At 68.4% G+C, this 25506-nt stretch carries 25 protein-coding genes; 18 read left to right on the top strand and 7 right to left on the bottom strand.

Features of this window, described 5'->3' with window-relative positions; all coding sequences use genetic code 11:
* Positions 1 to 23: 23 nt before the first annotated feature.
* The 5 genes from ACH49X_RS30110 to ACH49X_RS30090 all read left to right on the top strand — a co-directional run bounded on the left by ACH49X_RS30110 (position 24) and on the right by ACH49X_RS30090 (position 3688).
* A complete protein-coding gene (locus ACH49X_RS30110; RefSeq protein ID WP_195082006.1) occupies positions 24 to 1241 on the top strand; it encodes a PQQ-binding-like beta-propeller repeat protein in 1218 nt (405 codons plus the stop codon).
* A 44-nt stretch (positions 1242 to 1285) separates the two neighbouring features.
* Positions 1286 to 1798 carry a nitroreductase/quinone reductase family protein gene (locus ACH49X_RS30105; RefSeq protein ID WP_357112912.1) on the top strand — a complete coding sequence of 171 codons (513 nt, stop codon included), beginning with the start codon at positions 1286 to 1288 and terminating at the stop codon, positions 1796 to 1798.
* 68 nt (positions 1799 to 1866) lie between these two features.
* Positions 1867 to 2472 carry an acid phosphatase gene (locus ACH49X_RS30100; RefSeq protein WP_195082008.1) on the top strand — a complete coding sequence of 202 codons (606 nt, stop codon included), beginning with the start codon at positions 1867 to 1869 and terminating at the stop codon, positions 2470 to 2472.
* 44 nt (positions 2473 to 2516) lie between these two features.
* Entirely contained in the window at positions 2517 to 2993 is a 477-nt protein-coding gene (locus ACH49X_RS30095; RefSeq protein WP_357207867.1) for a GNAT family N-acetyltransferase, read from the top strand.
* Between the two features lie 5 nt (positions 2994 to 2998).
* On the top strand, positions 2999 to 3688 hold the full coding sequence (locus ACH49X_RS30090) for an endonuclease V (protein ID WP_357207854.1): 690 nt from the start codon (positions 2999 to 3001) through the stop codon (positions 3686 to 3688).
* Here the strand turns inward: ACH49X_RS30090 and ACH49X_RS30085 are convergent.
* The gene (locus tag ACH49X_RS30085; RefSeq protein ID WP_397071493.1) at positions 3685 to 4107 is read right to left on the bottom strand and encodes a hypothetical protein; all 423 of its coding nucleotides are present in this window, start codon (positions 4105 to 4107) and stop codon (positions 3685 to 3687) included. The genes ACH49X_RS30090 and ACH49X_RS30085 overlap by 4 nt on opposite strands.
* A 198-nt stretch (positions 4108 to 4305) precedes the next feature.
* On the opposite strand from ACH49X_RS30085, the gene ACH49X_RS30080 reads away from it, so the two are divergent.
* Positions 4306 to 5250, top strand: a complete 945-nt coding sequence (locus tag ACH49X_RS30080; protein WP_195082010.1) for a diacylglycerol kinase family protein — start codon at positions 4306 to 4308, stop codon at positions 5248 to 5250.
* 255 nt (positions 5251 to 5505) lie between these two features.
* The gene (locus ACH49X_RS30075) at positions 5506 to 5760 is read left to right on the top strand and encodes a WhiB family transcriptional regulator (RefSeq protein WP_011211115.1); all 255 of its coding nucleotides are present in this window, start codon (positions 5506 to 5508) and stop codon (positions 5758 to 5760) included.
* Positions 5761 to 6256: 496 nt separating this feature from the next.
* Here the strand turns inward: ACH49X_RS30075 and ACH49X_RS30070 are convergent, their stop codons facing one another.
* Positions 6257 to 7771, bottom strand: a complete 1515-nt coding sequence (locus ACH49X_RS30070; RefSeq protein ID WP_357112902.1) for a histidine kinase N-terminal domain-containing protein — start codon at positions 7769 to 7771, stop codon at positions 6257 to 6259.
* Positions 7772 to 7793: 22 nt separating this feature from the next.
* Entirely contained in the window at positions 7794 to 8009 is a 216-nt protein-coding gene (locus ACH49X_RS30065) for a biotin/lipoyl-binding carrier protein (protein ID WP_067810563.1), read from the bottom strand.
* 90 nt (positions 8010 to 8099) lie between these two features.
* Between ACH49X_RS30065 and ACH49X_RS30060 the strand changes: the two genes are divergently transcribed.
* On the top strand, positions 8100 to 8174 hold the full coding sequence (locus ACH49X_RS30060) for a 50S ribosomal protein bL37 (protein ID WP_022597109.1): 75 nt from the start codon (positions 8100 to 8102) through the stop codon (positions 8172 to 8174).
* A gap of 77 nt (positions 8175 to 8251) precedes the next feature.
* Here ACH49X_RS30060 and rsrA read toward each other — a convergent pair whose 3' ends face one another.
* Together rsrA and ACH49X_RS30050 are read right to left on the bottom strand one after the other, a co-directional pair.
* A complete protein-coding gene (gene rsrA / locus ACH49X_RS30055) occupies positions 8252 to 8518 on the bottom strand; it encodes a mycothiol system anti-sigma-R factor (RefSeq protein WP_195082143.1) in 267 nt (88 codons plus the stop codon).
* A gap of 20 nt (positions 8519 to 8538) precedes the next feature.
* Positions 8539 to 9171, bottom strand: coding sequence for a sigma-70 family RNA polymerase sigma factor (locus tag ACH49X_RS30050; RefSeq protein WP_051021205.1), 633 nt, complete (start codon positions 9169 to 9171; stop codon positions 8539 to 8541).
* Positions 9172 to 9468: 297 nt separating this feature from the next.
* Here ACH49X_RS30050 and ybaK point away from each other — a divergent pair, with 297 nt between their 5' ends.
* Both ybaK and ACH49X_RS30040 read left to right on the top strand, forming a co-directional pair.
* On the top strand, positions 9469 to 9963 hold the full coding sequence (gene ybaK / locus ACH49X_RS30045) for a Cys-tRNA(Pro) deacylase (protein WP_357112899.1): 495 nt from the start codon (positions 9469 to 9471) through the stop codon (positions 9961 to 9963).
* 90 nt (positions 9964 to 10053) lie between these two features.
* The gene (locus tag ACH49X_RS30040; protein ID WP_357207851.1) at positions 10054 to 10335 is read left to right on the top strand and encodes a hypothetical protein; all 282 of its coding nucleotides are present in this window, start codon (positions 10054 to 10056) and stop codon (positions 10333 to 10335) included.
* Positions 10336 to 10691: 356 nt separating this feature from the next.
* Here ACH49X_RS30040 and ACH49X_RS30035 read toward each other — a convergent pair whose 3' ends face one another.
* Positions 10692 to 11480 (bottom strand): SOS response-associated peptidase, encoded by a 789-nt coding sequence (locus ACH49X_RS30035; RefSeq protein ID WP_195082013.1) that lies wholly within the window; start codon positions 11478 to 11480, stop codon positions 10692 to 10694.
* 166 nt (positions 11481 to 11646) lie between these two features.
* On the opposite strand from ACH49X_RS30035, the gene ACH49X_RS30030 reads away from it, so the two are divergent.
* The 4 genes from ACH49X_RS30030 to ACH49X_RS30015 all read left to right on the top strand — a co-directional run bounded on the left by ACH49X_RS30030 (position 11647) and on the right by ACH49X_RS30015 (position 16837).
* Entirely contained in the window at positions 11647 to 13155 is a 1509-nt protein-coding gene (locus tag ACH49X_RS30030; RefSeq protein WP_195082014.1) for an aldehyde dehydrogenase family protein, read from the top strand.
* Positions 13156 to 13881: 726 nt separating this feature from the next.
* On the top strand, positions 13882 to 15174 hold the full coding sequence (gene aroA / locus ACH49X_RS30025) for a 3-phosphoshikimate 1-carboxyvinyltransferase (protein ID WP_195082015.1): 1293 nt from the start codon (positions 13882 to 13884) through the stop codon (positions 15172 to 15174).
* A gap of 116 nt (positions 15175 to 15290) precedes the next feature.
* Positions 15291 to 16172: a ribosome small subunit-dependent GTPase A gene (gene rsgA / locus ACH49X_RS30020; protein ID WP_397071473.1), complete on the top strand. Its 882-nt coding sequence runs from the start codon at positions 15291 to 15293 to the stop codon at positions 16170 to 16172.
* Positions 16173 to 16417: 245 nt separating this feature from the next.
* Positions 16418 to 16837 (top strand): DUF732 domain-containing protein, encoded by a 420-nt coding sequence (locus ACH49X_RS30015; RefSeq protein ID WP_067810555.1) that lies wholly within the window; start codon positions 16418 to 16420, stop codon positions 16835 to 16837.
* 68 nt (positions 16838 to 16905) lie between these two features.
* Here the strand turns inward: ACH49X_RS30015 and secA are convergent, their stop codons facing one another.
* Complete coding sequence (gene secA / locus ACH49X_RS30010; protein ID WP_195082016.1) at positions 16906 to 19770, bottom strand: preprotein translocase subunit SecA; 2865 nt, start codon at positions 19768 to 19770, stop codon at positions 16906 to 16908.
* A 969-nt stretch (positions 19771 to 20739) separates the two neighbouring features.
* Here secA and ACH49X_RS30005 point away from each other — a divergent pair.
* From ACH49X_RS30005 to ACH49X_RS29990, 4 genes are all read left to right on the top strand, one after another.
* On the top strand, positions 20740 to 22161 hold the full coding sequence (locus ACH49X_RS30005) for a wax ester/triacylglycerol synthase family O-acyltransferase (protein ID WP_357207848.1): 1422 nt from the start codon (positions 20740 to 20742) through the stop codon (positions 22159 to 22161).
* A 40-nt stretch (positions 22162 to 22201) separates the two neighbouring features.
* The gene (locus tag ACH49X_RS30000) at positions 22202 to 22714 is read left to right on the top strand and encodes a DUF6912 family protein (RefSeq protein WP_397071490.1); all 513 of its coding nucleotides are present in this window, start codon (positions 22202 to 22204) and stop codon (positions 22712 to 22714) included.
* A 126-nt stretch (positions 22715 to 22840) separates the two neighbouring features.
* Positions 22841 to 23998 carry a ferredoxin reductase gene (locus ACH49X_RS29995; protein ID WP_195082018.1) on the top strand — a complete coding sequence of 386 codons (1158 nt, stop codon included), beginning with the start codon at positions 22841 to 22843 and terminating at the stop codon, positions 23996 to 23998.
* Positions 23999 to 24043: 45 nt separating this feature from the next.
* Positions 24044 to 25480, top strand: a complete 1437-nt coding sequence (locus tag ACH49X_RS29990; RefSeq protein WP_195082019.1) for a fatty acid desaturase — start codon at positions 24044 to 24046, stop codon at positions 25478 to 25480.
* Positions 25481 to 25506: the final 26 nt, after the last annotated feature.

The raw sequence follows: 25506 nt of genomic DNA, 5'->3' as shown, positions 1-25506 counted from the left end.
GCGGATCGGCTAGTCTCGCATCCGTGCTCGCACCCGAGCGGCGGACGCGCGCCGATATCATCTCCGCAGTCGCGATCGCGGTTCTCGTCGCGGTCGCCGGGGCCTTGGTGTGGGTGCGCGGAGACGCGCACGGCACCGAATCGGTGACCGCGTCCTCCACGGTGCCCACGCCGGCCGCGGCCGATCAGCTGCCCACCGCGCTGCGGGAGCTGTGGCACGCGCCCGACCGCGCGAGCGCGCGTGCGCTGGTATCCGGCGGTGTCGCGGTGACCGGCGACGACGACACGGTCACCGGCCGCGACCCGCGCACCGGCGAGCAGCTCTGGAAATACCGGCGGGACATGCCGCTGTGCGGGGTCGAGGGCCAATACGGCATGGTGATCGCGGTCTACCGTGACGAGCGCGGGTGCAGCCAGGCCACCATGCTGGCCGGCGACAGCGGCGCCCGCCGCACCGCGCGCAGCAGCTACATGGACAAGGACGTGCGGCTGTCGGTCGACGGCACCTACCTGCTGGCGCAGGGACCGCAGCGGCTGGAGATGTGGCGCTCGGATCTGGTGCGCACGGTGGAGTACGGCTTCGTCGACGCTCCGGTGAACGTCAAGACGCAGCCGCGCAAAGGGTGCACGCTGCTGTCGTCGAGTTCCAGTTCGTCTCGGCTCGCGGTGCTGGAGCGCTGCCCCGCCGATCCGGCCGAGCGGCTCACGGTGCTCAACCCGGCCCCCAAGGACAACACCGTGCCGGAGGAGTACGGCTCGCACGTATTGACCGGTCCGGGAACGGATTCCGCGGAAGCGCGGGTGCTGGCGGTGTCCGACAGCCGGATCGTGCTCTACTTCCCCGCCGCCGAATCGCTGCCGCCGCGCTTGGCCGTCTACGACGGGAACGGCAACCCCGTTGTGATGCATCAACTTTCGGCCCCGCTGAGCCAGACGGCCACGACCACCCGGATCGGATCGGCCTATCTGGTCTTCACCGGGAACAGCGTGATCGCCTTGAACGGCAGCACGTTCGACCCGCTGTGGACGGCGGGCGGCGCGCTCGGTTCACCCGCGCTGATGGCGGGCAAACTGCTGCTGCCCACCACCGGCGCGCTCACCGTCCTCGACCCGGCCACGGGAGCCGAAACGGGACGCGTCCCGGTGGAGCGGCCCGGCTACACCGGAAGTCCGATCTCGCTCACCGTCATCGGGAACACCGTGCTGGAACTGCGCGACGGAGAACTGCACGCCTTCGGCTGAGGCGCCCGGCGAAATCTGTCGGTGCCTTGCAGCACACTGAGGCAATGAGCGAAACCCAGGCCGCCCCAAAGGAAAACGCCGCTGCCATCACGGCCTACGACGATCCCGACGCACCGTGGAACCAGGAGCACTCCGAGGAGGAGATGGCGCGTTGGAACGACGGCGTGATCGAAGAGTTCCGCGACAACGCGGGCAAGGTCGGCGGCGCCTACGCGGGTGGTGAACTGTTGCTGCTCACGACCACCGGCGCCAAGAGCGGCAAACCGCACGTCGTTCCGCTCGGCCTGTTGCGCCGCGGCGAAACGATGTACGTGAGTTCGTTCATCGAGGACCGATACCCGGCCTGGTATCACAACGTCAAAGCCCATTCCAGCGTCACCATCGAGCTGGGGCCCACCACCTATCGGGGCACGGCGCGGGCGCTGGAGGGCGCCGAATACGACGAGTTCGCCGCGTGGGTGATCGCGAACAATCCGTTGCTCGCCGACTACCAGGCCAAGGTCTCGCGGCCGCTGCCGCTGGTAGTGCTGGAACTCGGGGAGCCGGTCGGGTCGTAGCCCGCTTCGTCACCGTCGCGGGAGACCACCGTGCCGCCGCATGATCAACCGTGGACCATCATGGAGGCATGTCCGCACTCGACGATGCCCGCGTTGTGCTGCTCCGGCACGGCGAGACCAGCTGGTCCACGCAGCGAAGGCACACCGGTCGCACCGATCTCCCGCTCACCGAGCGCGGGGAAGAACAGGCCAGGGCGGCAGGCGGCTTGCTCGCCACACTGGAGCTCCGGAATCCGTTGGTGCGCACCAGCCCACGACTACGGGCGATGCACACCGCGGAGCTGGCCGGGCTCACCGGAGCCGTCGTCGACGACGACCTCGCCGAATGGGACTACGGCGCCTACGAGGGCCTGACCACGCCGCAGATCCGCGAGTCCGTGCCGGGGTGGACCATCTGGACCGGCCCGGTCCCGGACGGCGAGACCGCACAGCAGGTGCGCGAACGCGCCGACCGCGTGCTGGCCGGCGTGACAGCCGCGCTGCCGGAGCGGGATATCGTGCTGGTGGGGCACGGCCACTTCTCCCGGGCGCTGATCGCCCGCTGGGCCGAGTTCGAGATCAGGGAGGGCCGCCGATTCGCCATGTCGACCGGCGGGCTGACCGTGCTCGGCTACGAACACGACGCGCGCGCGATCCGCGCGCACAACTTGGTACCCAACGGAGCGTCACAGTGACCCGACCCGACACCGATCCCACCGCCGTCGACCTCGGCTCCGCCGTGCTGCGCCGCGCCGTGCCCTCCGACGTGCCCGGACTGGTCGATCTGATCTACGACCTGGCCGAATACGAGAAGGCACGCCACGAGTGCACGGTCACCGCCGAGCAGTTGCGCTCGGCGCTGTTCGGGCCGGAGCCGAAGTTGTTCGCGCATGTGGTGGCGGACGAGTCCGGTCTGCTCGGCTGCGCCATCTGGTTCCTCAACTTCTCCACCTGGGACGGCGTGCACGGCATCTATCTGGAGGACCTCTACGTTCGGCCGGAGACCAGGGGTAAGGGCTACGGCAAAGCGCTGCTCACGGCCCTGGCGAAGGAAGCGGTCGACCAGGGCTACAGTCGCGTGTCGTGGGCGGTGCTGACCTGGAACAAGCCCTCGATCGAATTCTACGAATCGATCGGCGCCGTCGCCCAGGACGAATGGCTGGGCTACCGGCTGGCCGGCGATGCGCTCGGCAAGCTGGCCGCCGACGCGCGGTAGCGCGGATGTCCTGGCTCCCGCCGCTCGATCTCACGTCCTGGCCCACCACCGCCGAAAAGGCCACGGCACTACAGGACGAACTGCGGCCGCTGATCTGTCCGGTCACCCCTCCGGGTGCGCGATTCCGCACGGTCGCGGGGCTCGATTCGGCCTACGCCGACACCGGGACTGTGACCGCGGCCGTCGTCGTCCTGGCGGCCGACACCCTGCGGCCGGTCGCCTCAGCGGTCGCGCACGGCGCCGCCGCCTTCCCGTACGTGCCCGGCCTGCTGGCTTTCCGGGAGATCCCGGCCACGCTCGCCGCGCTCGAAAAGCTCGGCACCGCACCCGATCTCCTGGTCTGCGACGGGCAAGGACTCGCCCATCCGCGCCGCTTCGGCCTCGCCTGCCACCTCGGCCTGCTCACCGGCGTGCCGACGATCGGCGTGGCGAAGACCGTGTGGGGCGAATATGCCGAACCGGGTCCCGAACGCGGTGCGGCCACCGACATCACCATCGACGGAGCGGTGGTCGGGCGGGCATTGCGCACCAGAGCGGGCGTCAAGCCGGTGTTCGTCTCCGTGGGTCATCGCATCGACCTCGACACCGCCTGCGCACAGGTGCTTGCGCTGACCCCGCGCTACCGGCTGCCGGAGACCACCAGGCACGCCGACCACCTCTGCCGGGCGGCGTTGCGCACGGCGACGGGGAACTAATCCGGTTCGACCCCGTAGTCCTGCGCCATCCAGCGCGTGGACGGCGGCGCGAACAGCAGCACCAGCGCGGCGACCGCGACCACCCCGAGCACCGTGCCGTAGACCGGCTGATGCGAGTCGGTGAGCAGCGACCAGGTGACCGGGAGCAGCAGCAGCTGCGCGATGACGGCGATGGCGCGGCCCCAGCGCTTCCCCAGCAGGAGCCCGATACCCGCGGCCAGCACCGCGCCGCCGAGGACGCCGAACCAGGCCGCGGTGCCGTAGCCGCTGGTCGTGGACTGGTCGTGCCCGAGCAGCCCCCGCACCACCAGCACGATCGCGACTCCCACGGCGACGACGCCCTCCAGCGTCACCAGTCCCCCGGCCGCCCGCACCGTCGTCGGCACCGTCCCCGCGGCCGCGCTCTTGTCGCTCACGATCGCGCCCCGCCCGCATCCGGCTCCGTCGCGCGCCGCAGCGCACGGTGTCCTCGCTTCCCTTGCTGACGCTCGTTCACGCGGCAAGCCTACGACCCCGCCGGTCCGCGTCATCGTCCCGGCGTACGCCCGTGCAGCGGCGTCCGGCGCATCGCTCGCCGCTTTTCGGGAGCCGGCCGGCCGCCAACTAGGCTGCCATCCGTGCGGACGCTGCTGATCGTGAACCCGAATGCCACCTCGACCACACCGGCGACCCGGGACCTCCTGGCGCACGCGTTGGAGAGCCGCACCCAGTTGACCGTTGCGCACACCCAGCACCGCGGCCACGCCGCCGAACTGGCCCAATGGGCAGCCACCAACGAAATGGACCTGATCGTCGTGCACGGCGGCGACGGGACGGTCAACGAGACCATCAACGGCTTCCTGCCGCTGCCCGTCCTCGACGACGGTCAAGCCTGGTTGCCGCGCCTCGGCGTGATCCCTGGCGGCTCGGCCAATGTCTTCGCCAGGGCGCTCGGCATCTCCCCCGACCCGGTGACCGCGACCAACCAGCTCATCGACCTGCTCACACTGGACGCCGATCGCCGGATCGGTCTGGGGCTGGCCGACGACCGCTGGTTCTGCTTCAGCGCCGGCGTCGGACTCGACGCCGACGTGTGCGAGGCGATCGACGCCAGCCGCGCCCGTGGCCGCGCCGCCACTCCGGGCCGCTATGTTCGAACAACAGTGCGACAATTCTTCCGCGCGAAACGGAAGGAACCCGGCGTTCAGGTCGAAATTCCCGGCCGCGATCCCGTGGACGGGGTGCATTACGCCTTCGTTACCAACACCACACCCTGGACATATCTCAACGCCACGCCGGTGCACACCAACCCTGGCACCCGGTTCGAAACCGGGCTCGGAGTGTTCGCGGTGCGCTCGATGGCCGTCCTCCCCACGCTCCTGCTCGCGCGACACCTCCTCGCGGCCAACGGGAATCCCAAGTCCCGCAATTTATTTCGCGAAGACGACGTTCCCGCCGTACGAATCGAGGCCAAAGAACCGATCGGCCTGCAAATCGATGGCGACTTCATCGGCAAGCGCAACGTGGTGGATTTCACTGCCGTGCCCGACGTGCTCGCCGTCGTCGCGCCGCGACCGCGCTGACGGGCGAAACACCGCGAAAAACATCGCGGGTAGTGCTGCGAAAAGCCGGTAGAGCGAGTACAAAGGACCGGGCAGGCTTCCCAACGCGGGGGCCTTCAGAGCGTGAGCTTCCCCACGGTGCACCGCGTGCCTATTGACATCTACGGTGTTCGTGAAAGCATTCACAAGCAACCGTGCGGAAACATTCGAGTCGCACAAGTGAACGATCCACAAACCATCGGCGCCCTGCGCGGCGCCCAGCAAAGGAGCAGAGGAATGGACTGGCGCCACAAGGCCATCTGTCGCGATGAGGACCCCGAGCTGTTTTTCCCCGTGGGTAACAGTGGTCCGGCGCTCGCACAGATTGCCGATGCCAAGCTGGTCTGCGCTCGCTGCCCCGTAACCGCCGACTGCCTGTCCTGGGCCCTGAAGTCCGGACAAGACGCCGGCGTGTGGGGTGGTATGAGCGAAGACGAGCGCCGGGCGCTCAAGCGTCGCAACGCGCGCACCCGCACCCGCACCGTCGTCTGACCAGAGACGACCGGCCTTACCGGGCCATTCAGCCCGGCCCGGTAACGCATTTCAGCCCGGCACCCGACGGTGCCGGGCTGTGTTGTTTTTGTACGCTCGTCCGCGAACTGGAAATGATCGGTCTCGCTTCGCGACGAATCCGGAAGCCGATCAATGCGGTTGCCTCGGACGGCAATATCGGCAGCGCGGATTACCGCGCGACACCGCCGCGGTTCGACTCGCGATCCAGCGGAACCTGTGGGAAAGTGGTTGGTTTCCAAGCGGCTTCGCACGGTCGCCAATCCATGCGACACCTCGCATTCCACTCGATGCGGACATTCACGAAGTCACCGCGCGGCAAGCCGCGAACGACACCTCGGTAGCGGCCCGCCCGCGACATCCGAGCAACAGCGCGCGGCGAGGGCCGACGCGACCGATATCGCGGCGGCGGAAACGCCGCCGCTCGCTTTCGACGTGGAGCTACCGCGCTGTACCCCTCGCGTACCGAACGGGCCGCTCAGCGGCCGGAACGACGCCCCAGCGGGACGCGCAGGACGGCATCGGTGCCGATGTCGGCGCCGGGGTGCAGGCCGATGGAACCGCCGAGTTCGGCGGTCACCAGGGTGCGCACGATCTGGAGGCCGAGCCGATCGGAGGATTCCAGGCTGAATCCGGGCGGCAGACCGCGGCCGTCGTCGCTGATGATCACGTCCAGCCAGCGGGCCGAACGCTCGGAACGGATTGTCACCGTGCCGTTTTCGCCGGAATCGAAGGCGTGCTCGATGGCGTTCTGCACCAGTTCGGTGAGCACCATCACCAACGGGGTCGCGCGCTCGGCGGAGAAGACGCCGAGGGAGCCGGCGCGGCGCACTTTGATGCGCGCGGTGTGCACCGTGGCCACGTCGGCCATGATCGGCAGCAGCCGGTCGACGACCTCGTCCAGATCGACCTCTTCGTCCACCGACATCGACAGCATCTCGTGCACCGAGGCGATGGAGGTGACCCTGCGCACCGATTCGGTGAGCGCGACCTGCGCCTCCTCGTTCTCGGTGCGGCGGGCTTGCAGGCGCAGCAGCGCGGCGACGGTCTGCAGGTTGTTCTTGACCCGGTGGTGGATCTCCCGGATGGTGGCGTCCTTGCTCAGCAGCGCGCGATCGCGCCGCTTCACCTCGGTGACGTCGCGCACCAGCACCGCGGCGCCTGCCAGCTCACCGTGCGGGCGCAGCACGAGGGTGCGCAGCAGCACGGTGGCTCCGCGCGCCTCGACCTCCATCCGCCGCCCGGTGCGCCCGGCCAGAGCGGCTTGGATGTCGCCGACCACCTCTTGGGCGTCGAACGGGTCGGTGATCAGCGAGCGGGTGGTGACGGCGAGATCCTGACCTGCCAGGTCGGCTTGCAGACCCATCCGGTGATAGGCCGACAAGGCGTTGGGGCTGGCGTAGACGACGATGCCCTCGGTGTCGAGGCGGATGAACCCGTCTCCCGCGCGCGGGCTGGAATGGGTGGCGGCGCGATCCTCCGTGGTCGGGAAGGTGCCGTCGGCGATCATCTGGCACAGGTCGTCGGCGCACGCCACGTAGGCGCTCTCCAGCTGACTGCGCACCCGGGAACGTTGCATGTCGGTGTCCCGGCTCAGTACCGCGATCACGTCGTCGCCGCAGCGGACCGGGATGGCCTCGCGGATCGCGTGCACCGGATGCGGGTGGTAGACGCCCGACGCCTCGACCTCGCTGTCTGATCGCACGATCTCGCCGCTGACCAGGGCGTCGAACACCTGCGGATGGTCTGCCCGCAGGGCGACCGTGCCCACCAGGTCCTCCTGGTGCACGGTGGGAGCGGTGGTGGGACGGCACTGCGCGACGCAGACGATGTCCGCGCCCTCGGTCACCGGTCCGGCGCCGACCCACAGCAGCAGATCGGCGAAGGACAGATCGGACAGCAGCTGCCAATCACCCACCACTCGCTGCAGATGATCCACGGCGACGCCGGGGAGGTCGGTGTGCTCGGCCAGCAGCTCGCTCAGTGTCGCCATGCAGATCTACCGCCGCAATCGATCAGGAGATGACCGCGATCAGGTGGCCCGCCTTGATCGCGTCGCCTTCCTTCACGCCGATCGAGGTCACCGTGCCGCTGGACTCCGCGACCACAGGGATCTCCATCTTCATCGACTCGAGGATCACCAGGGTGTCGCCTTCCTTCACCTCGTCGCCCTCCTTGGCGACCACCTGGTAGACGACCGACACCAGTTCGGCGAGCACTTCCTCAGCCATGACACCCCATATCCTCGTTGGCCTGCATCCGCTGACGGTACAGCCAACCACACGTGAAAGAATGGCCTTCAACCAGAAGGGAGACTACTCATGGGTAAGCGCGGACGTAAGAAGCGTAGCCGCAAGGGGAACGCAGCCAACCACGGCAAGCGGCCCAACGCCTGAGCGACGCTCGGCCCGCAAGCACGAAGCGGCACGCACTTCCAGCAGGAAGGCGTGCCGCTCGTGTCTCACCGATCGGACTAGTCGGAGGTCTCGACCGAAGTCTCCTTGGTCACGAACGTCCGGCGCAGCTCGACGGTCAGGCGTTCACGCAGCGACGCGGGCGCGCGATCGCCGCCGCACTTGCGGCTGAGCAGGCTCTTGATCTTCTCTTCGATGCCGTAGGCCTCGATACAAGGGCTGCAGTGCTCCATGTGGTGCTGCAACCGTTCCCGAGTCGCGTCGTCGCACTCCCCATCCAGCATCAACCACACGTCGGCGAGCACCGCCGTGCAGTCGAGTTCCATGTCGGGGTCCCGCTCGGTACTCACTGCTTGACCTCCTGGCGTTCCCCCGAACGGTTGAATCCGCGCTCCCGCGCGACATCGGCGAGCAGACCCTTGAGCTGTTTCCGGCCGCGGTGCAGCCGGGACATCACCGTGCCGATGGGCGTGCCCATGATGTCGGCGATCTCCTTGTACGGGAAACCCTCGACGTCGGCGTAGTACACCGCCATGCGGAACTCCTCCGGAAGTTCCTGCAGCGCGGCCTTGATGTCGTCGTCCGGCAACGCGTCCAGCGCCTCGACCTCGGCCGACCGCAGGCCCTGCGAGGTGTGCTCCGCGGTCGCGGCCAGCTGCCAGTCGGTGATCTCGTCGGTCGGATACTGCGCGGGCTGGCGCTGCTTCTTGCGGTAGGAGTTGATGTAGGTGTTGGTCAGGATCCGGTACAGCCAGGCACGCAGGTTGGTGCCCTCCCGGAACGACTTGAAGCCCTGGTAGGCCTTCACGTAGGTCTCCTGGACCAGGTCCTCGGCATCCGCCGGGTTCCTGGTCATGCGCAGCGCGGCGCCGTAGAGCTGGTCGAGCAGCGGGAGCGCGTCCCGTTCGAACCGCTGTGCCAGCTCGGCATCGTCGACGGCGGCGACATCGTCGGCCGCCACGTCATCGTCGCTCGTCACACCTGTCCCTTCGATCGCCGTACCTGCCAAATCTACCGGCATCGGCACATCGAAGGAGAATCCGCCGTCGGTCCGGGACACCTCGGTCCCCACCGGACGGTCGTCGAGCAGCACGGGCACAGGCATCTCCTTGTCGTCTCCATAGGGCCTGCTCACCGGTGGAAAGCATTCCGAGCGCGGTGTACCGGCTACAACATGCTCGAGCCGTCCGGTGTTCCCACCGGCCCGCGGGCGCCCGGCGAATTCGCGCGAAATCCCGTTGCGGGCCCGGCTGCGGCCGTCGTTAGGGTGTGGCTCATGGCAGCAGGCTCGACTCCGGCGATCCGCGCGTTGACCCAGGCGAAGGTGGCCCACCGGGTGCACACCTACCAGCACGATCCGCGCTCCGACTCCTACGGCACCGAGGCGGTCGACGCGCTCGGCGCCGAACTGGGGGTCGCGGCCGGGCAGATCTTCAAAACCTTGGTCATCGAACTCGCCACCGGCTCGCTCGCGGTGGCCGTGCTCCCGGTGCCGAACACGTTGTCGCTCAAGGCCGCGGCGGCCGCGCTCGGCGCGTCCAAGGCGAGCATGGCGGACAAGACGCGGGCGGAGAAGACGACCGGGTACGTCCTCGGCGGCATCTCCCCGCTCGGTCAACGCAAGCGGCTGCCCACCGTGATCGACGAATCGGCGCTGACCTGGGACCGGATGCTGTGCAGCGCAGGACGGCGCGGACTGGAGATCGAACTGGCGCCCGCCGACCTGGTCCGGCTGACCGGCGCGGTGACCGCGCCCGTGACATCCGCGTAATTCGGCCACGATCGCCGCGATCTGTGCGTTACTGAACAGGCCAGATCGAACCGACTCGAGGATGTGATGCGAATGTCTACGCAGCAGCGTTTGCGCACCGTGATCGTCGCGTTGTTCGGAACTCTCATCGTGGCTCTCGGTTCGGTAACGCTTCTCGCCCCCGAGGCAGCCGCCGCACCGGACAGCCCGCAGGTCACGCAGGTCAGCGATTCCGTGTTCGACTTCGACGGTCAGGGTTCGAAGAGTGACGACAAGGCCGGGAAAGCCGAGAAGCTGAGCGGCACTGTCACCACCAAGCTGATCGACCTGGTCGCCGGAATCATCAAGTGCGGGCTGAATATCGCTTCACCCAGCGTGAAGTGCAGTCTGTAATTTTTGCAGCGCCTGCGGCGCTGCGTGTTCGCGGCCCCCTTATGGCTCGCGTTCGACCGGCCGACGCTTGCTCCTTCGTCGCCTACGCGTCGACCGGTCGAACGCGAGCCGGGCCGCGAACGGCGGATGCTCGGTCTCGCTATCTCTAGGCCGGAGCTGGGTCGATGCCGTTTGTGCAGGGGCGGTCGCTGCGAGACGTGAGCGCGGTGCATAGCGCGGCCTTCGATCGCCCATCGCGCACGCAAGTCTTCACGGTGGAGATCCGAGTCGGGCCGATATCCGATTGCGCGTCACTCCGCACGAACAGGACCGTTGTTTGCAGTTGCGCGGGAGTCCGGGCGTTGGTCAGTGAACCTTTACAGCAGGCTGATCTGCTCGGCTTCCTTCTGTTCATCCACTGGGGCGAGTAGTTCCGGGCCGTTGTTGCGGACGCTGTTGACCAGGGCGGGCACCGGGCGGGGCACGATTCCGGCGACGACCTCCTCGGAAGGGGTCTCCAGCAGGCTCGCGGGAGCCGGGTGATCGGGGTCCAGCCAGGCGTCCCAGTGTTCGCGGGGCATGGGCAGCGGCATACGGTCGTGGATGCGGGTGAGGTCGCCGACCGCGTCGGTGGTGAGGATGGTGCACGACAGCAGCGGGGCGCTCTCCGGCTGCGAACGGTCGCGCCAGACCGACCACAGACCTGCCATGTAGAGCCGGGAACCGTCCGCGTTGGCCATGTAGTACGGGTGCTTGGCGACCTTGCCTTTTCCGCCCTTGTCGCCGTTCGGCTCGACGACCCACTCGTACCAGCCGTCCATCGGCACCAGGCAGCGCCGGTATTTCACCGCGTCACGGAAGGAAGGCGTGGTGGCGGCCTTGTCGGCGCGGGCGTTGAACAGCGGTTTGCCTTTGACCGGGACGCCTGGCTCGGCCGCTTTCGTCCACACCGGGATCAGTCCCCAGCGCATGCGCCGGATACGCAGTTTGGGGTCATCGTCTTCGCGGCCTTGGTCGTGCCGCTCGACCACGGTGAGCACCTGGGTGGTCGGAGCGACGTTGTAATTGGTGAACGAACCCTGGTCGGCCGCGCCGGTCTCATCGATCGCATCCAATTCGACCGCGAGCCTGCCGGGGTTGGTCGTGGTCGCATATCGTCCGCACATATCCCGATAGTCCCACTTGCCACCGACAGCGTCGGGAAGAATTGGTGCATAGCTGATGACCTGTTGAGAGTTGTGGCATAGCATTCTCTCATCGGAAGGACGGGTCGCCCGTCCACTCGGACCCGCGCATCGACCGTCCACCGCAGACGGCAAGAGGAGAACCACTGTGACATCCACCGACACCAAACCCGCCGATCACGACACGGCACTGACGTCGGTCAATCCGGCGACAGGCGAGGTGATCGGCACGCACGTCATCGCCGACGACGCGGCGGTCGCCGCCGCGGTCGCCAAGGCGCGCGCAGCCGCCGCCACGTGGGGCGCGCTGAGTTTCGACCAGCGGCGCACGCATCTGCTGCGCTGGTCGAGCAGGCTGGTGCAGAAATCGGAGGAATTCTGCGCGCTGATCCACGCCGAGAACGGCAAGCCGGTCGACGACGCCTTCCTGGAATTGATGCTCGCCCTCGAGCACATCTCCTGGGCGGCCAAGAACGCCAAGAAGGTGCTCGGCCCGAAGAAGGTCTCCCCCGGCGCGTTGATGTCGAACTTCAGCGCCCGGCTCGAGCAGCGCCCGCTCGGCGTCGTCGGCGTGATCGGTCCGTGGAACTACCCGGTCTACACGCCCAACGGCTCCATCGCCTACGCGCTGGCCGCGGGCAACACCGTCGTGTTCAAGCCGAGCGAGTACTCCACGAGCATCGGCAACTTCCTCGCCGACGCGTTCGCCGAAGCCAATCGCGAACTGCCAGAGGGCGTCTTCATCACGATCAACGGGTATGGCGCCACCGGCGCGGCGCTGGTCCGCTCGGACATCGACAAGATCGCGTTCACCGGCTCCACCGCCACCGGTAAGCGGATCATGGCCGCCGCCGCCGAGCGGCTCACCCCCGTGCTGCTCGAGTGCGGCGGCAAGGACGCGGTGATCGTCGCCCCCGACGCCGACATCAAGGCCGCGGCCGACGCGGTCGCCTGGGGCGCCACCGCCAACAGCGGCCAGACCTGCGCCGGCGTCGAGCGGGTCTACGTCGACCGTTCGGTGCGCGAGGAGTTCGTCGCGGAGGTCAAGCGCATCCTCACCGACATCAAGCCCGGCTCCGACGACAAGGCCGCCTACGGCCCGATGACCATGCCGAGCCAGATCGACATCGTGCGCCGCCACATCGATGACGCGCTGAAGAACGGCGGCACCGCGGTGCTCGGCGGCCCCGAATCGGTCAAGGCGCCGTTCATCGAACCCGTCGTGCTGGTCGACGTGGACGAGAACTCCGAGGCGGTGGCCGAGGAGACCTTCGGCCCGACCATCACCATCCGCACCGTCGACAGCGTCGACGAAGCGGTGAAACTGGCCAACAACTCCAAGTACGGCCTGTCCTCCGCGGTCTACTCGAAGAAGAACGGCCTGGACATCGCACGCAAGCTGCGCGTCGGCGCCACCTCGGTGAACTCCGTGCTCGCCTTCGCCGCCATCCCCGGCCTACCCTTCGGCGGCGTCGGCGATTCCGGCATCGGCCGCATCCACGGCGAACCGGGCCTGCGCGAGTTCACCCGCCCGCACTCGATCGCGGTGCAGCGCTTCACCGTTCCCGGCATGGCGTTGCTGAGCTACAGCCGCACCGACTCCACGATGAAGCTGCTGCGCAAGCTCGTCCCGTTCCTGCACGGACGGCACAAGTAAGAACCCGACGGCCGGGGCCGGGCACTCGACCCCATCGAGCGCCCGGCCCCGCGCCATAGGTGAGACCAACCGAGCATCCGCCAGGTGAACGCGCCTGCGAGGCGCTATGAGACCGGACGAAGTCGGCCGCGCGTCGTCCGCGCCCCCGATGACAACCGGGGCACTCGACCGGCACAGCTCGCGTGCATCCCCGATCCGGTGTGTTTTCCACCGCAACAACTTCGGCCGACCCGCCGGGTCGGAGCGAGACCGAGCATGCGCCATCCGCCGCCGCGTGGTGACAAGAACAAGCGGCAGCCGAGCCGAACCACTACAAACCATGCACCAGTAGGGGTCGATACCGACGCACCGCACTGCAACCACGCCTTCCGAGCGCAGCGAGACCGAACACCCCGCTCGCGGCCAGCGAGCCCACCAAGAGGCCGCGAACACGCAGCACCGCAGGCGACAAACGACAACGGCAGTCGGACCCGATCCGGCACCGCCCACCACAAACCGCATGCACTCGATAGCAAGCTCGGACACCGACGCGCCCAGCGCACCGCAACCACGTCTTTCGAGCGAAGCGAGACCAAGCATGCGCGTTCGCGGCCCGGCTCGCGTTTGCGTGGCCGCCGCGTACGCGACGAAGGAGCAAGCGGCGGTCGCGCAAACGCGAGCCATGAGAGGGCCGCGAACACGCAGCGCCGAAGGCGCTGCCAATCAGCACCGTGTGATGATGGACTGGTGAACTTTTGGCCAGCGCCCCATGTCGAGGTCCCCGTACACGCGACCGTGACCCTGCCCGGGTCGAAATCGATCACGAACCGGGCGCTCATCCTGGCCGCCCTTGCCGACGGTCCCTCCACCATCACCGGTGCGCTGCGCAGCCGGGACACGAACCTGATGATCGCCGCGCTGTGCGCGCTCGGCGTCGGCATCGAGGGTGAGGGCGACACGTTGACCGTCACTCCGGCCCCGCTGGGCGGCGGCACGGTCGACTGCGGGCTCGCGGGCACGGTGATGCGCTTCTTGCCGCCGGTCGCCGCCTTGGCGTCGGGCGATGTGGCCTTCGACGGTGACGAGCAGGCCAGGATCCGGCCGCTGCGCACCATCCTGGACGCGCTGCGCTCGCTCGGCGCCGATATCGACGGCGACGCCTTGCCGTTCACCGTGCACGGCACCGGCGCGCTGCGCGGCGGCACCGTGACGATCGACGCGTCCGGCTCGTCGCAGTTCGTCTCGGGTCTGCTGCTGTCGGCCGCGCGCTTCGACGAGGGCTTGGTGGTGCACCACGACGGCAAGGCGCTGCCGTCCATGCCGCACATCGAGATGACCGTGGAGATGCTGCGCCGCGCCGACGTGCGGGTGCAGGCGCCCGCGGACAGCTTCAAGGCGCAGACCTGGACCGTCGAGCACGGGCCGATCCGCGCGGTGGACTGGGAGGTGGAGCCGGACCTGTCCAACGCCACCCCGTTCCTGGCCGCGGCCGCGATCACGGGCGGAACGGTCAGCATCCCGCACTGGCCGCGGCTGACCACCCAGCCGGGTGACGTCATCCGCGAGATCCTGGTGCGCATGGGCGCGGAAGCGCGGATCTTCGACGGCGTGCTCACCGTGCACGGCCCCGACCGGCTCGCGGGCATCGATATCGACCTGCACGACGTGGGCGAGCTGACGCCCACCGTCGCGGCGCTGGCCGCGCTGGCCGACTCGCCGTCCGTGCTGCGCGGCATCTCCCATCTGCGTGGGCACGAGACCGACCGGCTGGCCGCGCTGTCCACCGAGATCAACCGCCTCGGCGGCAAGGTGACCGAGACCGAGGACGGACTGGAGATTGTGCCCGCCGACCTGCACGGCGGCAAATGGCATTCCTACGCCGACCACCGGATGGCCACGGCGGGAGCCATTCTCGGCCTTCGGGTGCCCGGCGTGGAGATCGAGGACATCGGGACCACGGCCAAGACCCTGCCGAATTTCGTCGCCTTGTGGGAGCAGATGCTCGAGCCCGCGCTATCCGACGAGGGAGCGGCGCACTGAACCGGGGACGACGATCAGCGGCCAGCTACGACGAATCCGACGTCCGGGTTCGTCCGGGGCGCAGTTCCCGTCCCCGCACGAAGACCCGGCCGCAGCACAACGACGCCCAGTCGGCCATGGTGGTGTCGGTCGATCGGGGCCGGTGGGGATGCGTCCTCGGCGGTGATCCGGATCGCCGCATCGTCGCGATGCGCGCCAGGGAGCTGGGCCGCACGCCGATCGTGGTCGGCGACCAGGTGGACGTGGTCGGCGACCTGTCCGGGCGACCGGACACCCTCGCGCGTATCGTCCGGGTCGCCGACCGCAGGACGGTGCTGCGCCGCACCGCCGACGACACCGATCCGTTCGAGCGCATCGTGGTCGGCAACGCGGAGCGGCTGTTCATCGTGGTCGCGCTCGCCGACCCGCCCCCGCGCACCGGTTTCGTGGAGCGCGCCATGGTCGCCGCCTATGCCGGTGGGCTGCAACCGGTTCTGTGCTTGACCAAGCACGATCTGGCGGCCGATTCCGAATTCGCGGCCACGTTCGAGGATCTCGATCTCACCATCGTCTACGGCGGCATCGACGATCCGCTCGATCCGGTCCTCGACCTGCTCACCGATCACCTCACCGCGCTGATCGGCCACTCCGGCGTCGGCAAGTCGACGCTGGTCAATCGTCTTGTCCCGGAAGCGGAGCGGGCCGTGGGCGAGGTGTCCGGCGTTGGCAAGGGCAAGCACACCTCCACCCAGTCGGTGGCGCTCCCCCTGCCCGGAGGCGGCTGGGTCATCGACACACCCGGCGTGCGATCGTTCGGCCTGGCGCACATCACCCCGGACGACGTGATCGCCGCGTTCACCGACCTCGCCGACGCCATCGAGGACTGCCCGCGGGGCTGCACCCATCTCGGCCCGCCCGCCGATCCGGAATGCGCGCTGGACCAGCTGCCGGGCAAGGAACACCGGGTGGTCGCCATCCGCCGTCTGCTCGTCGCCCTCATGTCCAACGACCCCTGGTGATCGTCTCGGTCTACCGCGACGGTGCGGGACCGCCCGGTTCGCGCCGCCGTTTCCGGCCTCGATGCGCGCTGGCCCCGGCGCGTCCGGACCGGAAGCAGCCGGAGCTCCCGAACGACCCCTCGTGATCGGTCGAAAGCCTCTACCGCACAGCGGGTCCCGCTAACGTTCGGGCCCTGCCGCCGAGGGCTCGGAGCGTTGTCCATGCCCTCCGAAGGCAATCCGCCTATCCCTTGTCTCGAGGACCTATGGACAGCTCTGCCCGCGCGAAAGCCACCATGTACAACACATTTCTCGTCGCCACCACGGCGGCCGCACTGCTGCTCGGCGGCAGCCAGACCGCCCTCGCCGCACCCGGTTCCGGCTCGGCGTCCGGCAGTTCCGGATCGGCGTCGGGCAGTTCCGGATCGGCGGGAGGAAGCTCTGGACCTGCCCGCAGCGCCGCGGACCGGAAGTTCCTACGCGAAAGCTATTACGCCGGAGCCGATTACGACGTCCAAGACGCGGCGATAGCGCTGGCGCATTCGGAGTGCAACTGGCTCGACGCGCACGGCAATTCGGCCCGCAATCACATCACACTCGCCGAGAGTTCTCGCGACGCCGTCGAGTATCCCTACATCTTCTTGGACGCCGCGATCGATGCGTACTGTCCGTGGAACAGCATCTGACCCTCCGAATCATCCGAGAACGACGAAGGCGCCCAGAGAAGCTCTGAGCGCCTTCGTAGTTCAGCGGATCAGTGGCGGCGGCGGGACTTCGGGCCGCGGCGGCCCTTCGCCTCCGCGCGGGCGGCCTCGCGGCGCTCGCGCCGGGTCTGCTGCGGGCCACCGTCCACGCCGTACTCCTCGGCGTCGCTGTGCACCGCGGCGCGGCCGCCCTCGTCAGGGCCGGAGTAGCTGAAACCGCGCGGAGCGGTGTCATCGATACCCCTGGCGCGCAGCGCCGCCGGCGCGCCGTGCCCGTTGGCGACCTGCGCCTCCTCGGTGGGCAGCGGACGCGGGGCGGTCATGGCTCCGACCGGCGAACGAAGACCGGTACCGACGGCGACGCCTTCCGGCTGCGGTTGCTGCACCTCGACCTGCAGGTTGAACAGGAAGCCGACCGACTCCTCCTTGAGACCGTCGAGCATCGCGGTGAACATGTCGAAGCCCTCGCGCTGGTACTCCACCAGCGGGTCACGCTGGGCCATCGCGCGCAGGCCGATGCCCTCCTTGAGGTAGTCCATCTCGTAGAGATGTTCCCGCCACTTGCGGTCGAGCACCGACAGCAGCACCTGCCGTTCCAGATTGCGCATGCTGCCCTCGCCCGCGAGACCGTCGATCTCGGCTTCGCGGCGCTCGTAGGCGGCGTGCGCGTCGTCCAGCAGCGCCTCCAGCAGTTCCTCGCGGGTGAGCTCGCCGGCCTCGCCGATGTCGGTTTCGCCGGTCAGGTCCCGGTAGTCCAGGCTCACCGGGTACAGCGTCTTCAGCGCCGTCCACAGCTTGTCCAGATCCCAGTCCTCGACGTAGCCCTCGGCGGTGGCGCCGTCCACGTAAGCGGTGATCACGTCGGTGATCATGCTCTGGACCTGGCCCTCCATGTCCTCGCCGCGCAGGATCCGGTTGCGCTCGCCGTAGATGACGGTGCGCTGCTGGTTCATCACCTCGTCGTACTTGAGCACGTTCTTGCGGATCTCGAAGTTCTGCTGCTCGACCTGCGTCTGCGCGCTCTTGATGGCCTTGGAGACCATCTTCGCCTCGATCGGCACGTCGTCGGGCAGATTCAGCCGGGTCATGATCGCTTCCAGCGCCGCGCCGTTGAACCGGCGCATCAGCTCGTCGCCCAGCGACAGGTAGAAGCGGGACTCACCCGGGTCGCCCTGACGGCCGGAACGGCCGCGCAGCTGGTTGTCGATGCGGCGCGACTCGTGCCGCTCGGTGCCGAGCACGTAGAGGCCGCCGGCGTCGCGCACCGCGTCGGCGTCCTCGGCGGTCTGGGCCTTGACCTGGTCCAGCGTCGGCAGCCAGGCGCGCTCGTACTCCTCCGGCGTCTCGACCGGGTCCAGACCCTGCTTGCGCAGCAGGATGTCGGCGATGATGTCCGGGTTGCCGCCGAGCACGATGTCGGTACCGCGGCCGGCCATGTTCGTGGCGACGGTCACCGCGCCCGGCCTGCCGGCCTCGGCGATGATCTCGGCTTCCTTCTCGTGGAACTTCGCGTTCAGCACGTTGTGCGGAATGCCGCGCTTGGTGAACTGCTTGGACAGGTACTCCGAGCGCTCGACGCTGGTGGTGCCGATCAGCACCGGCTGGCCCTTCTCGTGCCGCTCGGTGACGTCGTCGACCACGGCGGAGAACTTGGCCTCCTCCGTCTTGTAGATCAGGTCGGACTGGTCGGCGCGGATCATCGGCTTGTTGGTCGGGATCGGGACCACGCCGAGGTTGTAGATCTGGTGCAGCTCGGCCGCCTCGGTCTCGGCGGTGCCGGTCATGCCGGAGAGCTTGTCGTAGAGGCGGAAGTAGTTCTGCAGGGTGATCGTGGCCAGGGTCTGGTTCTCCGGCTGGATCTCCACCCCTTCCTTGGCCTCGATCGCCTGGTGCATGCCCTCGTTGTAGCGGCGCCCGACCAGGATGCGGCCGGTGAACTCGTCGACGATGATCACCTCGCCGTCGCGGACGATGTAGTCCTTGTCGCGGGTGTAGAGCTCCTTGGCCTTGATGGCGTTGTTCAGGTAGCTCACCAGCGGCGAGTTGGCGGCCTCGTAGAGGTTGTCGATGCCGAGCTGGTCTTCGACGAACTCGACGCCGGCCTCGTGCACGCCGATCGTGCGCTTCTTGATGTCGACCTCGTAGTGCACGTCCTTCTTCAGCAGCGGCGCGATGCGCGCGAACTCGGCGTACCACTTCGACGACGCGTCGGCGGGACCGGAGATGATCAGCGGGGTGCGCGCCTCGTCGATGAGGATGGAGTCGACCTCGTCGACGATGGCGAAGTTGTGCCCGCGCTGCACCAGGTCGTCCAGCGAGTGCGTCATGTTGTCGCGCAGGTAGTCGAAGCCGAACTCGTTGTTCGTGCCGTAGGTGATGTCGGCGTTGTAGGCCACCCGCCGCTGGGCGGGGCTCATGCCGGACAGGATGACGCCGACCTCGAGGCCGAGGAAGCGGTGCACGCGGCCCATCCACTCCGCGTCGCGCTTGGCCAGGTAGTCGTTCACCGTCACGACGTGCACGCCGTCACCGCTGATCGCGTTCAGGTACGCGGGCAGCACACAGGTCAGGGTCTTGCCCTCACCGGTCTTCATCTCGGCGATGTTGCCGGTGTGCAGCGCCGCGCCGCCCATGACCTGCACCTTGTAGTGCTTCTGGCTGAGCACGCGCCAGGACGCCTCCCGTGCGACCGCGAACGCCTCGGCCATCAACTGGCCGAGCGGATCGGGCTCGCCGTCCTCGACCATCTCGGCGTACCGCTCGCGGAACTCGTCGGTCTTGGCCCGTAGCTCCGCGTCGCTGAGGTCTTCGTACTCCGGTTCGAGGGCGAGGACTTGGTCGGCGAAATGCGAGAGCCGCTTGACAATGCGACCCTCACCAATCCGTAGCAACCTCGTCAGTGTCAGCGCAGGCACGGGTCTCGTCAGTCCTCTGGTCGGTGTGTCAAATCTGTCGTCGGCCCCCGGGCCGGTGCGGCCCACGCGGTTGCGCGGAATCCGCTGCATGCCCCATGGTAATGCTCTGTTGAATTCGCAGCGCCTGCGGCGCTGCGTGTTCGCGGCCCCCTCTTGGCTCGCGTCCGAGTGACCGCCGCTGGCGACTTCGTCGCGGACGCGGCGGTCACTCGGACGCGAGCCGGGCCGCGAACGGCGGATGCTCGGTCTCGCTTCGCTCGAAAGACGTGGTCGAGCTGGGTGGTTGCGTGTGCTGACAGCGGCATGACCTCGGAGTATGCGGCACCCTGGACGTGGGTGCGCGGTATGGCTGAGCGGTTTCGCGGGAGGGATCACGCCGCCGCGACTGATGATGACCCTGGTCCGCCACCTGCCCGCGGTGATGGCTGCTACATCCGAGTGGGTCGGCTCGCAGGAGTGCGTCGGCGGCGTGGGCGACGTCGGGGCGGGACAGTTCGACGGCATGGCGGGCACGGCCGGTTCGGCGGAAGTACGCGCTCGGTTCGGGCCGGGCCGAGAGGTGGATCACTCGGGGTCCACGCCGGTAGACCGTCCGGACGCGGCGAGAGTTGTGTGAACGGCGCCGCTTGTCGCCTTCGTGTGAGCGCGATGACATCCACGCGGCTCCCACACGAGCATGCTCCATCGACTTGTAGGGCAGACACGGCGTGGGGTGCGGCTTCGGGCTGGCCGGGGGTCTGGGCCGCTTGCGGTAGCGCGGCCGGGCTCGAGCGGATCTTCGCCCTGCGCCTCGGTCTGCCCTGTGATCGAATCGGTTCGCAGAACTCGAGTCGGGCCAGCGTGTCATGGAACTCCGGCGCGGAAAAACGTGTACGGAATTCATCAGAAATGGCGCAACGGCCGGGCCGATGGTCGATGCGGCAGCACAATGAAGCGGGGGCGGCATCGGGAAAAGGAGTACCGGGCAGCGTGATCACGAGACTATCGCCGCAGGACACGGCCTTCTACCGGCTCGAGTCGAGCAGCAATCCGATCCATATCGGCTCTCTCGCGATCGTGCGGAACACCGAAATCGGCGACGGCGCGGGCGAGGCGATCCTGGACTACGACCGGCTGGTCGATCTGGTCGAGAGCAGGCTCTCGCTGGTGCCCAGATACCGGCGCAAAGTGCGGGAGATCCCGCTGTCGCTCGGGCGGCCGGTATGGGTCGAGGACAGCCGGTTCGACATCACCTACCACGTCCGGCGTTCGGCTCTGCCCGGTCCGGGCACCGACGAGCAGCTGCACGATCTGGTCGCCCGGCTCGTCTCCCACCCCTTGGATCCAGCCCGTCCGCTGTGGGAGATGTACCTGATCGAACGGTTGTCCGACGGCCGCTGCGCCATCTTCACCAAGACGCATGCCGCCCTGGTGGACGGGGACACCGCGCTCGAGATCGGGCACGTGATCCTCGACGCCGGGCCTGCGCCCCGCGAACTGGCCTGCGACGACTGGATCGCCCCGCGCGAGCCCGGCGAGATGGAACTGCTGGTGGGCGCGCTCGCCCATCTCGCCGCACAGCCGCGCAAGGCCGTCGAGGTGGCCAGGGACGCCAGCGCGGGCGCGTTCGCGGTGCTCGGGACGGCGGGCAAGGCGGTCGAGTCGGTCATCGGCGCGGTGCGCACCGCGGCGACCGGAGCGCCCGCCAGCCCCCTGAACACACGTACCTCGCGAAATCGGCGCTTCGACGTGGTGCGCACCGACCTGGCGGACTACCGCACGATCCGCAGGCGGTTCGATTGCTCGACCAACGACGCCATCCTCGCGGTGGTCACCGGCGCGCTGCGCAACTGGCTGCTCTCGCGCGGGGAAGCGCTGACCGAGTCCACCACGCTGCGGGCGGTGGTGCCGATGTCGGTGTACGTCGAGGGGAACGACGGCGACCAGACGCACTCGGCGAGCGAGGTGTCGTCGTTCCTGATCGATCTGCCGGTCGGCGAACCGAACCCGGTGATGCGGTTGTCGCACATCGCGCACGCCACCGAGCTCAACGGACGTCAGCGGCGCGGCGTCCGCGCGCGGACGCTCGTGCACCTGGCCGGTTTCGCTCCGGCCAGCCTGCATGCGATGAGTGTGCGCGCGGCGAGTACGTTCGCAGAACACACGTTCAATCTGGTGATCACCAACGCGCCGGGTCCGCAAGCGCCGATGTACATCGGCGGCGCGCGGATGCTGGAGATGTACCCGGTGTCGCCACTGCTGCGCAATCAGGCGTCGAGCATCGGGATCACGTCCTACGACGGACGTGTCTTCTACGGTCTCAACGCCGACCGCGACGCGATGGCCGACATCGGCGTGCTCGCCACGGCGGTGCGCGATTCCATGGAGGAGATGCTCGGTGCCTGCGTCTGATCAGAAGAAGCTGCGGGTCTACATCCCGGCTACGGTGCCGATGCTGCGCGAGCTGGTCGACAACCGGGAACTGGCTGCCGTCGGCGGGACCGCGTTCGCGGTGACGCCCACGCTGCGCGAGGCCTACGCCTCCGGCGACGACGAGGAACTCGGGGAAGTCGCCATGAACGAGGCCGCGCGCGCTTCACTGCGACTGCTCGCCGCCGAACGCGATGCGGTCTCGCAGGAGGCCGGCGACGAGGACGCGCCGGTCGCGGGCGGCAGCCCGGTCTACCGCCGTGCGGTCATCGCCGCCGACGTGACCGGCGCGAAGCTGCGACCCGACCTCGACGACGCGGTGGTCCGGCTGGCGGGCCCGATCGGCTACCAGCAGATCGCCTCCGTGCACGTCGACCTGGCCGACGCCGAACCTCAGGTGGCCAAGGCCGTCGACGTGGTGGACGCCGCCGATCTCGGCGACACCGACGCGGAGTTCGTCCTCGGCGACGCCGAGGACCATCAATTGGCCTGGTACGCGGCCCAGGAGCTGCCGTTTCTGCTCGAGCTGCTGTGAATCGCGACGGTGGGCGCGCCACTGGCCCACCGCCGTAACCTACGATGCCGTAACCTTGCTGGCGAGGGCCTCCGATCGGCGAGTCGGCGGCCCGCGCATCCGACGACAGGGAGACCAACGGCAGCGATGGGTTCGAAAATTGGGAGCTTCTCCGTGCGAAGTGTCCGCGCGTGGCTGGAGGCGCCTGCCGCGAGTGTCGCGGAGCGCGGCGGCAAGCTGAACGTGCTGCGCGGCGCCGTGGCGCGGGTGACCACACCGTTGCTGCCCGACGACTACCTGCACCTGGCCAACCCGCTGTGGTCGGCGCGCGAGCTGCGCGGGCGCATCGTCGAGGTGCGCAAGGAGACCGCCGACTCCGCGACGCTGGTGATCCAGCCGGGCTGGGGTTTCGACTTCAAATACCAGCCCGGCCAGTACATCGGCATCGGCATCCTGGTCGACGGCCGCTGGCATTGGCGCTCGTACTCGCTGACCTGCCCGCCGGATTGGTCCGACCCCGGCCACGGCGGCAAGCGGCTGATCTCCATCGCCGTGAAGGCGATGCCGGAGGGCTTCCTGTCCAGCCATCTGGTCAGCGGCGTTCCGGTCGGCACCATCGTCCGGCTGGCCGCGCCGCAAGGCGGCTTCGTGCTGCCGTACCCGCCGCCGCGGAAAGTGCTGTTCCTCACCGCGGGCAGCGGCATCACCCCCGTGATGTCCATGCTGCGCGCGATGGACCGTCGCGAGGTGTTCACCGACGTGGCGCACCTGCATTCGGCCCGCACCGCCGACGACGTGATGTTCGGTGCGGAACTGGCCGAGCTGCACGAGCGCAATGCGGGCTTCGACACCCGGCTGCATCTCACCGCAGAGCGGGGCAAGTTCGCCCTCGCCGATCTCGACACCGAGTTCCCGGACTGGCGCGAGCGCCAGACCTGGGCCTGCGGCCCGGCCGGGATGCTCGACGAGATCGAGCAGCACTGGCGCGAGGCAGGCCTGTCGGACCGGCTGCACGTGGAGCGGTTCGAGATCGAGCGCTCCGCGGTCGGCGAAGGCGGCACGGTCACCTTCGGCAAGACCGGCCGCACCGTCGCCGCCGACGGCGCGACCAGCCTGCTCGAGGCAGGCGAGTCGGCGGGCGTTCAGATGCCGTTCGGCTGCCGGATGGGCATCTGCCAGACCTGCGTGGTCACCTTGAGTTCCGGGCACGCGCGCGACCTGCGCAACGGTGAGGAGCGCCGCGAAGGCGACAAGGTGCAGACCTGCATCTCGGCCGCGGCGGGCGACTGCACCCTGGACGTGTAGTCCGCCAGGTACCCTCGAGGTGTATCGAGTAGGGAAAGGACCCCGGTGGCCATCACCGACATCAAGACCTTCGCCCACCTCACGGCGACCGATATCGAGACACTGGGCCAGGAACTCGATTCCATCCGGCGTTCGGTGGAGCTGTCCCGTGGCGAGCGCGACGCGAAATACATCCGGCGCGCGATCGCAGCGCAACGCGGTCTCGAGGTAGCCGCCAGGGTAGTGCTGTTCGGCAGCCGCAACCGCTGGGCCTGGTTGACCGGCACCGCGTTGCTGTCGGTGGCCAAGATCATCGAGAACATGGAGCTCGGGCACAACGTCAGCCACGGGCAATGGGACTGGATGAACGACCCGGAGATCCACTCCAGCTCCTGGGAGTGGGACATGACGGGTCCCTCCGCGCAGTGGCGCCGGGCGCACAACTACTCCCACCACACCTATACCAACGTCCTGGGCAAGGACGAGGATCTCGGGTTCGGCATCCTGCGGATGACCCGCGACGAGCAGTGGCGGCCGATCCACCTGGTGCAGCCGCTGGCGAATCTGCTGCTGGCCGCGACCTTCGAGTGGGGCATCGCGCTGCACGACTGGAGCATCGAGAAGGAGCTGTCGAACACGCCGCGCTGGCACCTGACCTCGGAGCCGAACAGGGCATTCGCGCGCAAGATCTGCCGTCAGGTGGCCAAGGACTTTCTCATCCACCCCGCGCTCACCGGTCCTGCGTTCAAGCACACGTTGAAGGCCAACGCGACGGCGAACCTGGTGCGCAACCTGTGGGCGTACGCGGTGATCTTTTGCGGCCACTTCCCCGACGGCGCGGAGAAGTTCACCATCGAGCAGTTGGAGAACGAGACCAGCGGCGAGTGGTATCTGCGCCAGATGCTCGGCAGCGCGAACTTCAAGGCCGGGCCCGCCATGGCGTTCATGAGCGGCAACCTCTGCTACCAGATCGAGCACCACCTGTTCCCCGATCTGCCGAGCAATCGGTATCCGGAGATCGCGGTGCGCGTGCGCGAGCTGTGCGACAAGTACGACCTGCCTTACACCACCGGGTCGCTGGGCAAGCAGTATCTGCTGGCCTTCCGCACGATCCACAAGCTGGCGCTGCCGGACCGCTTCCTCAAGGCCACCGCCGACAACGCGCCGGAGACCTCGTCGGAACGCAAGTTCGCCGGCATCACGCTGCCGTCACGCGGCACGGAGTCCACCCACTGGCTGCGCGTCGATCCGGAGACCGGCAAGCGGCGCGGTCTGCGTTCGGCGCTGCACGAGGCGAAGATCGTGCTGCGCGAGAAGGCGCGGCAGGAGAAAGAGATGCTCCGCGAGGCCAAAGCGGCCCTGCAGGAGAAGGCCGAACACGAGCGGCAGGTCCTGCGCGATGCCAAGCTCGCGCTCCAGGAGCGCGCCCGCCACGAACAAGCGGCGCTGCGCGAGAAAGCCAAGCGCGACAGGCGTTTTCGCTTCCAGCGAAGGGTGCGCTAACGTACCAGTCGAGCCTCGGTATCGCA

It is taken from the genome of Nocardia sp. NPDC019323, from assembly GCF_044389845.1.
Lineage (GTDB): Bacteria > Actinomycetota > Actinomycetes > Mycobacteriales > Mycobacteriaceae > Nocardia > Nocardia implantans.
Note: the sequence above shows the minus strand (reverse complement) of the source record. Positions and strands in the feature narration are given on the sequence as shown.

Excerpts from the sequence above, each read along its gene's own strand:
- ACH49X_RS30105 (WP_357112912.1), top strand. The coding sequence starts at position 1,286 with ATGAGCGAAACCCAGGCCGCCCCAAAGGAAAACGCCGCTGCCATCACG.
- ACH49X_RS30070 (WP_357112902.1), bottom strand. The coding sequence starts at position 7,771 with ATGGCGACACTGAGCGAGCTGCTGGCCGAGCACACCGACCTCCCCGGC.
- rsrA (WP_195082143.1), bottom strand. The coding sequence starts at position 8,518 with ATGGAACTCGACTGCACGGCGGTGCTCGCCGACGTGTGGTTGATGCTG.
- ACH49X_RS30065 (WP_067810563.1), bottom strand. The coding sequence starts at position 8,009 with ATGGCTGAGGAAGTGCTCGCCGAACTGGTGTCGGTCGTCTACCAGGTG.
- ACH49X_RS29995 (WP_195082018.1), top strand. The coding sequence starts at position 22,841 with ATGGGTTCGAAAATTGGGAGCTTCTCCGTGCGAAGTGTCCGCGCGTGG.
- rsgA (WP_397071473.1), top strand. The coding sequence starts at position 15,291 with ATGGTGGTGTCGGTCGATCGGGGCCGGTGGGGATGCGTCCTCGGCGGT.
- ACH49X_RS30075 (WP_011211115.1), top strand. The coding sequence starts at position 5,506 with ATGGACTGGCGCCACAAGGCCATCTGTCGCGATGAGGACCCCGAGCTG.
- ACH49X_RS30015 (WP_067810555.1), top strand. The coding sequence starts at position 16,418 with ATGGACAGCTCTGCCCGCGCGAAAGCCACCATGTACAACACATTTCTC.
- ybaK (WP_357112899.1), top strand. The coding sequence starts at position 9,469 with ATGGCAGCAGGCTCGACTCCGGCGATCCGCGCGTTGACCCAGGCGAAG.
- ACH49X_RS30100 (WP_195082008.1), top strand. The coding sequence starts at position 1,867 with ATGTCCGCACTCGACGATGCCCGCGTTGTGCTGCTCCGGCACGGCGAG.
- ACH49X_RS30035 (WP_195082013.1), bottom strand. The coding sequence starts at position 11,480 with ATGTGCGGACGATATGCGACCACGACCAACCCCGGCAGGCTCGCGGTC.
- ACH49X_RS30000 (WP_397071490.1), top strand. The coding sequence starts at position 22,202 with ATGCTGCGCGAGCTGGTCGACAACCGGGAACTGGCTGCCGTCGGCGGG.
- ACH49X_RS30090 (WP_357207854.1), top strand. The coding sequence starts at position 2,999 with ATGTCCTGGCTCCCGCCGCTCGATCTCACGTCCTGGCCCACCACCGCC.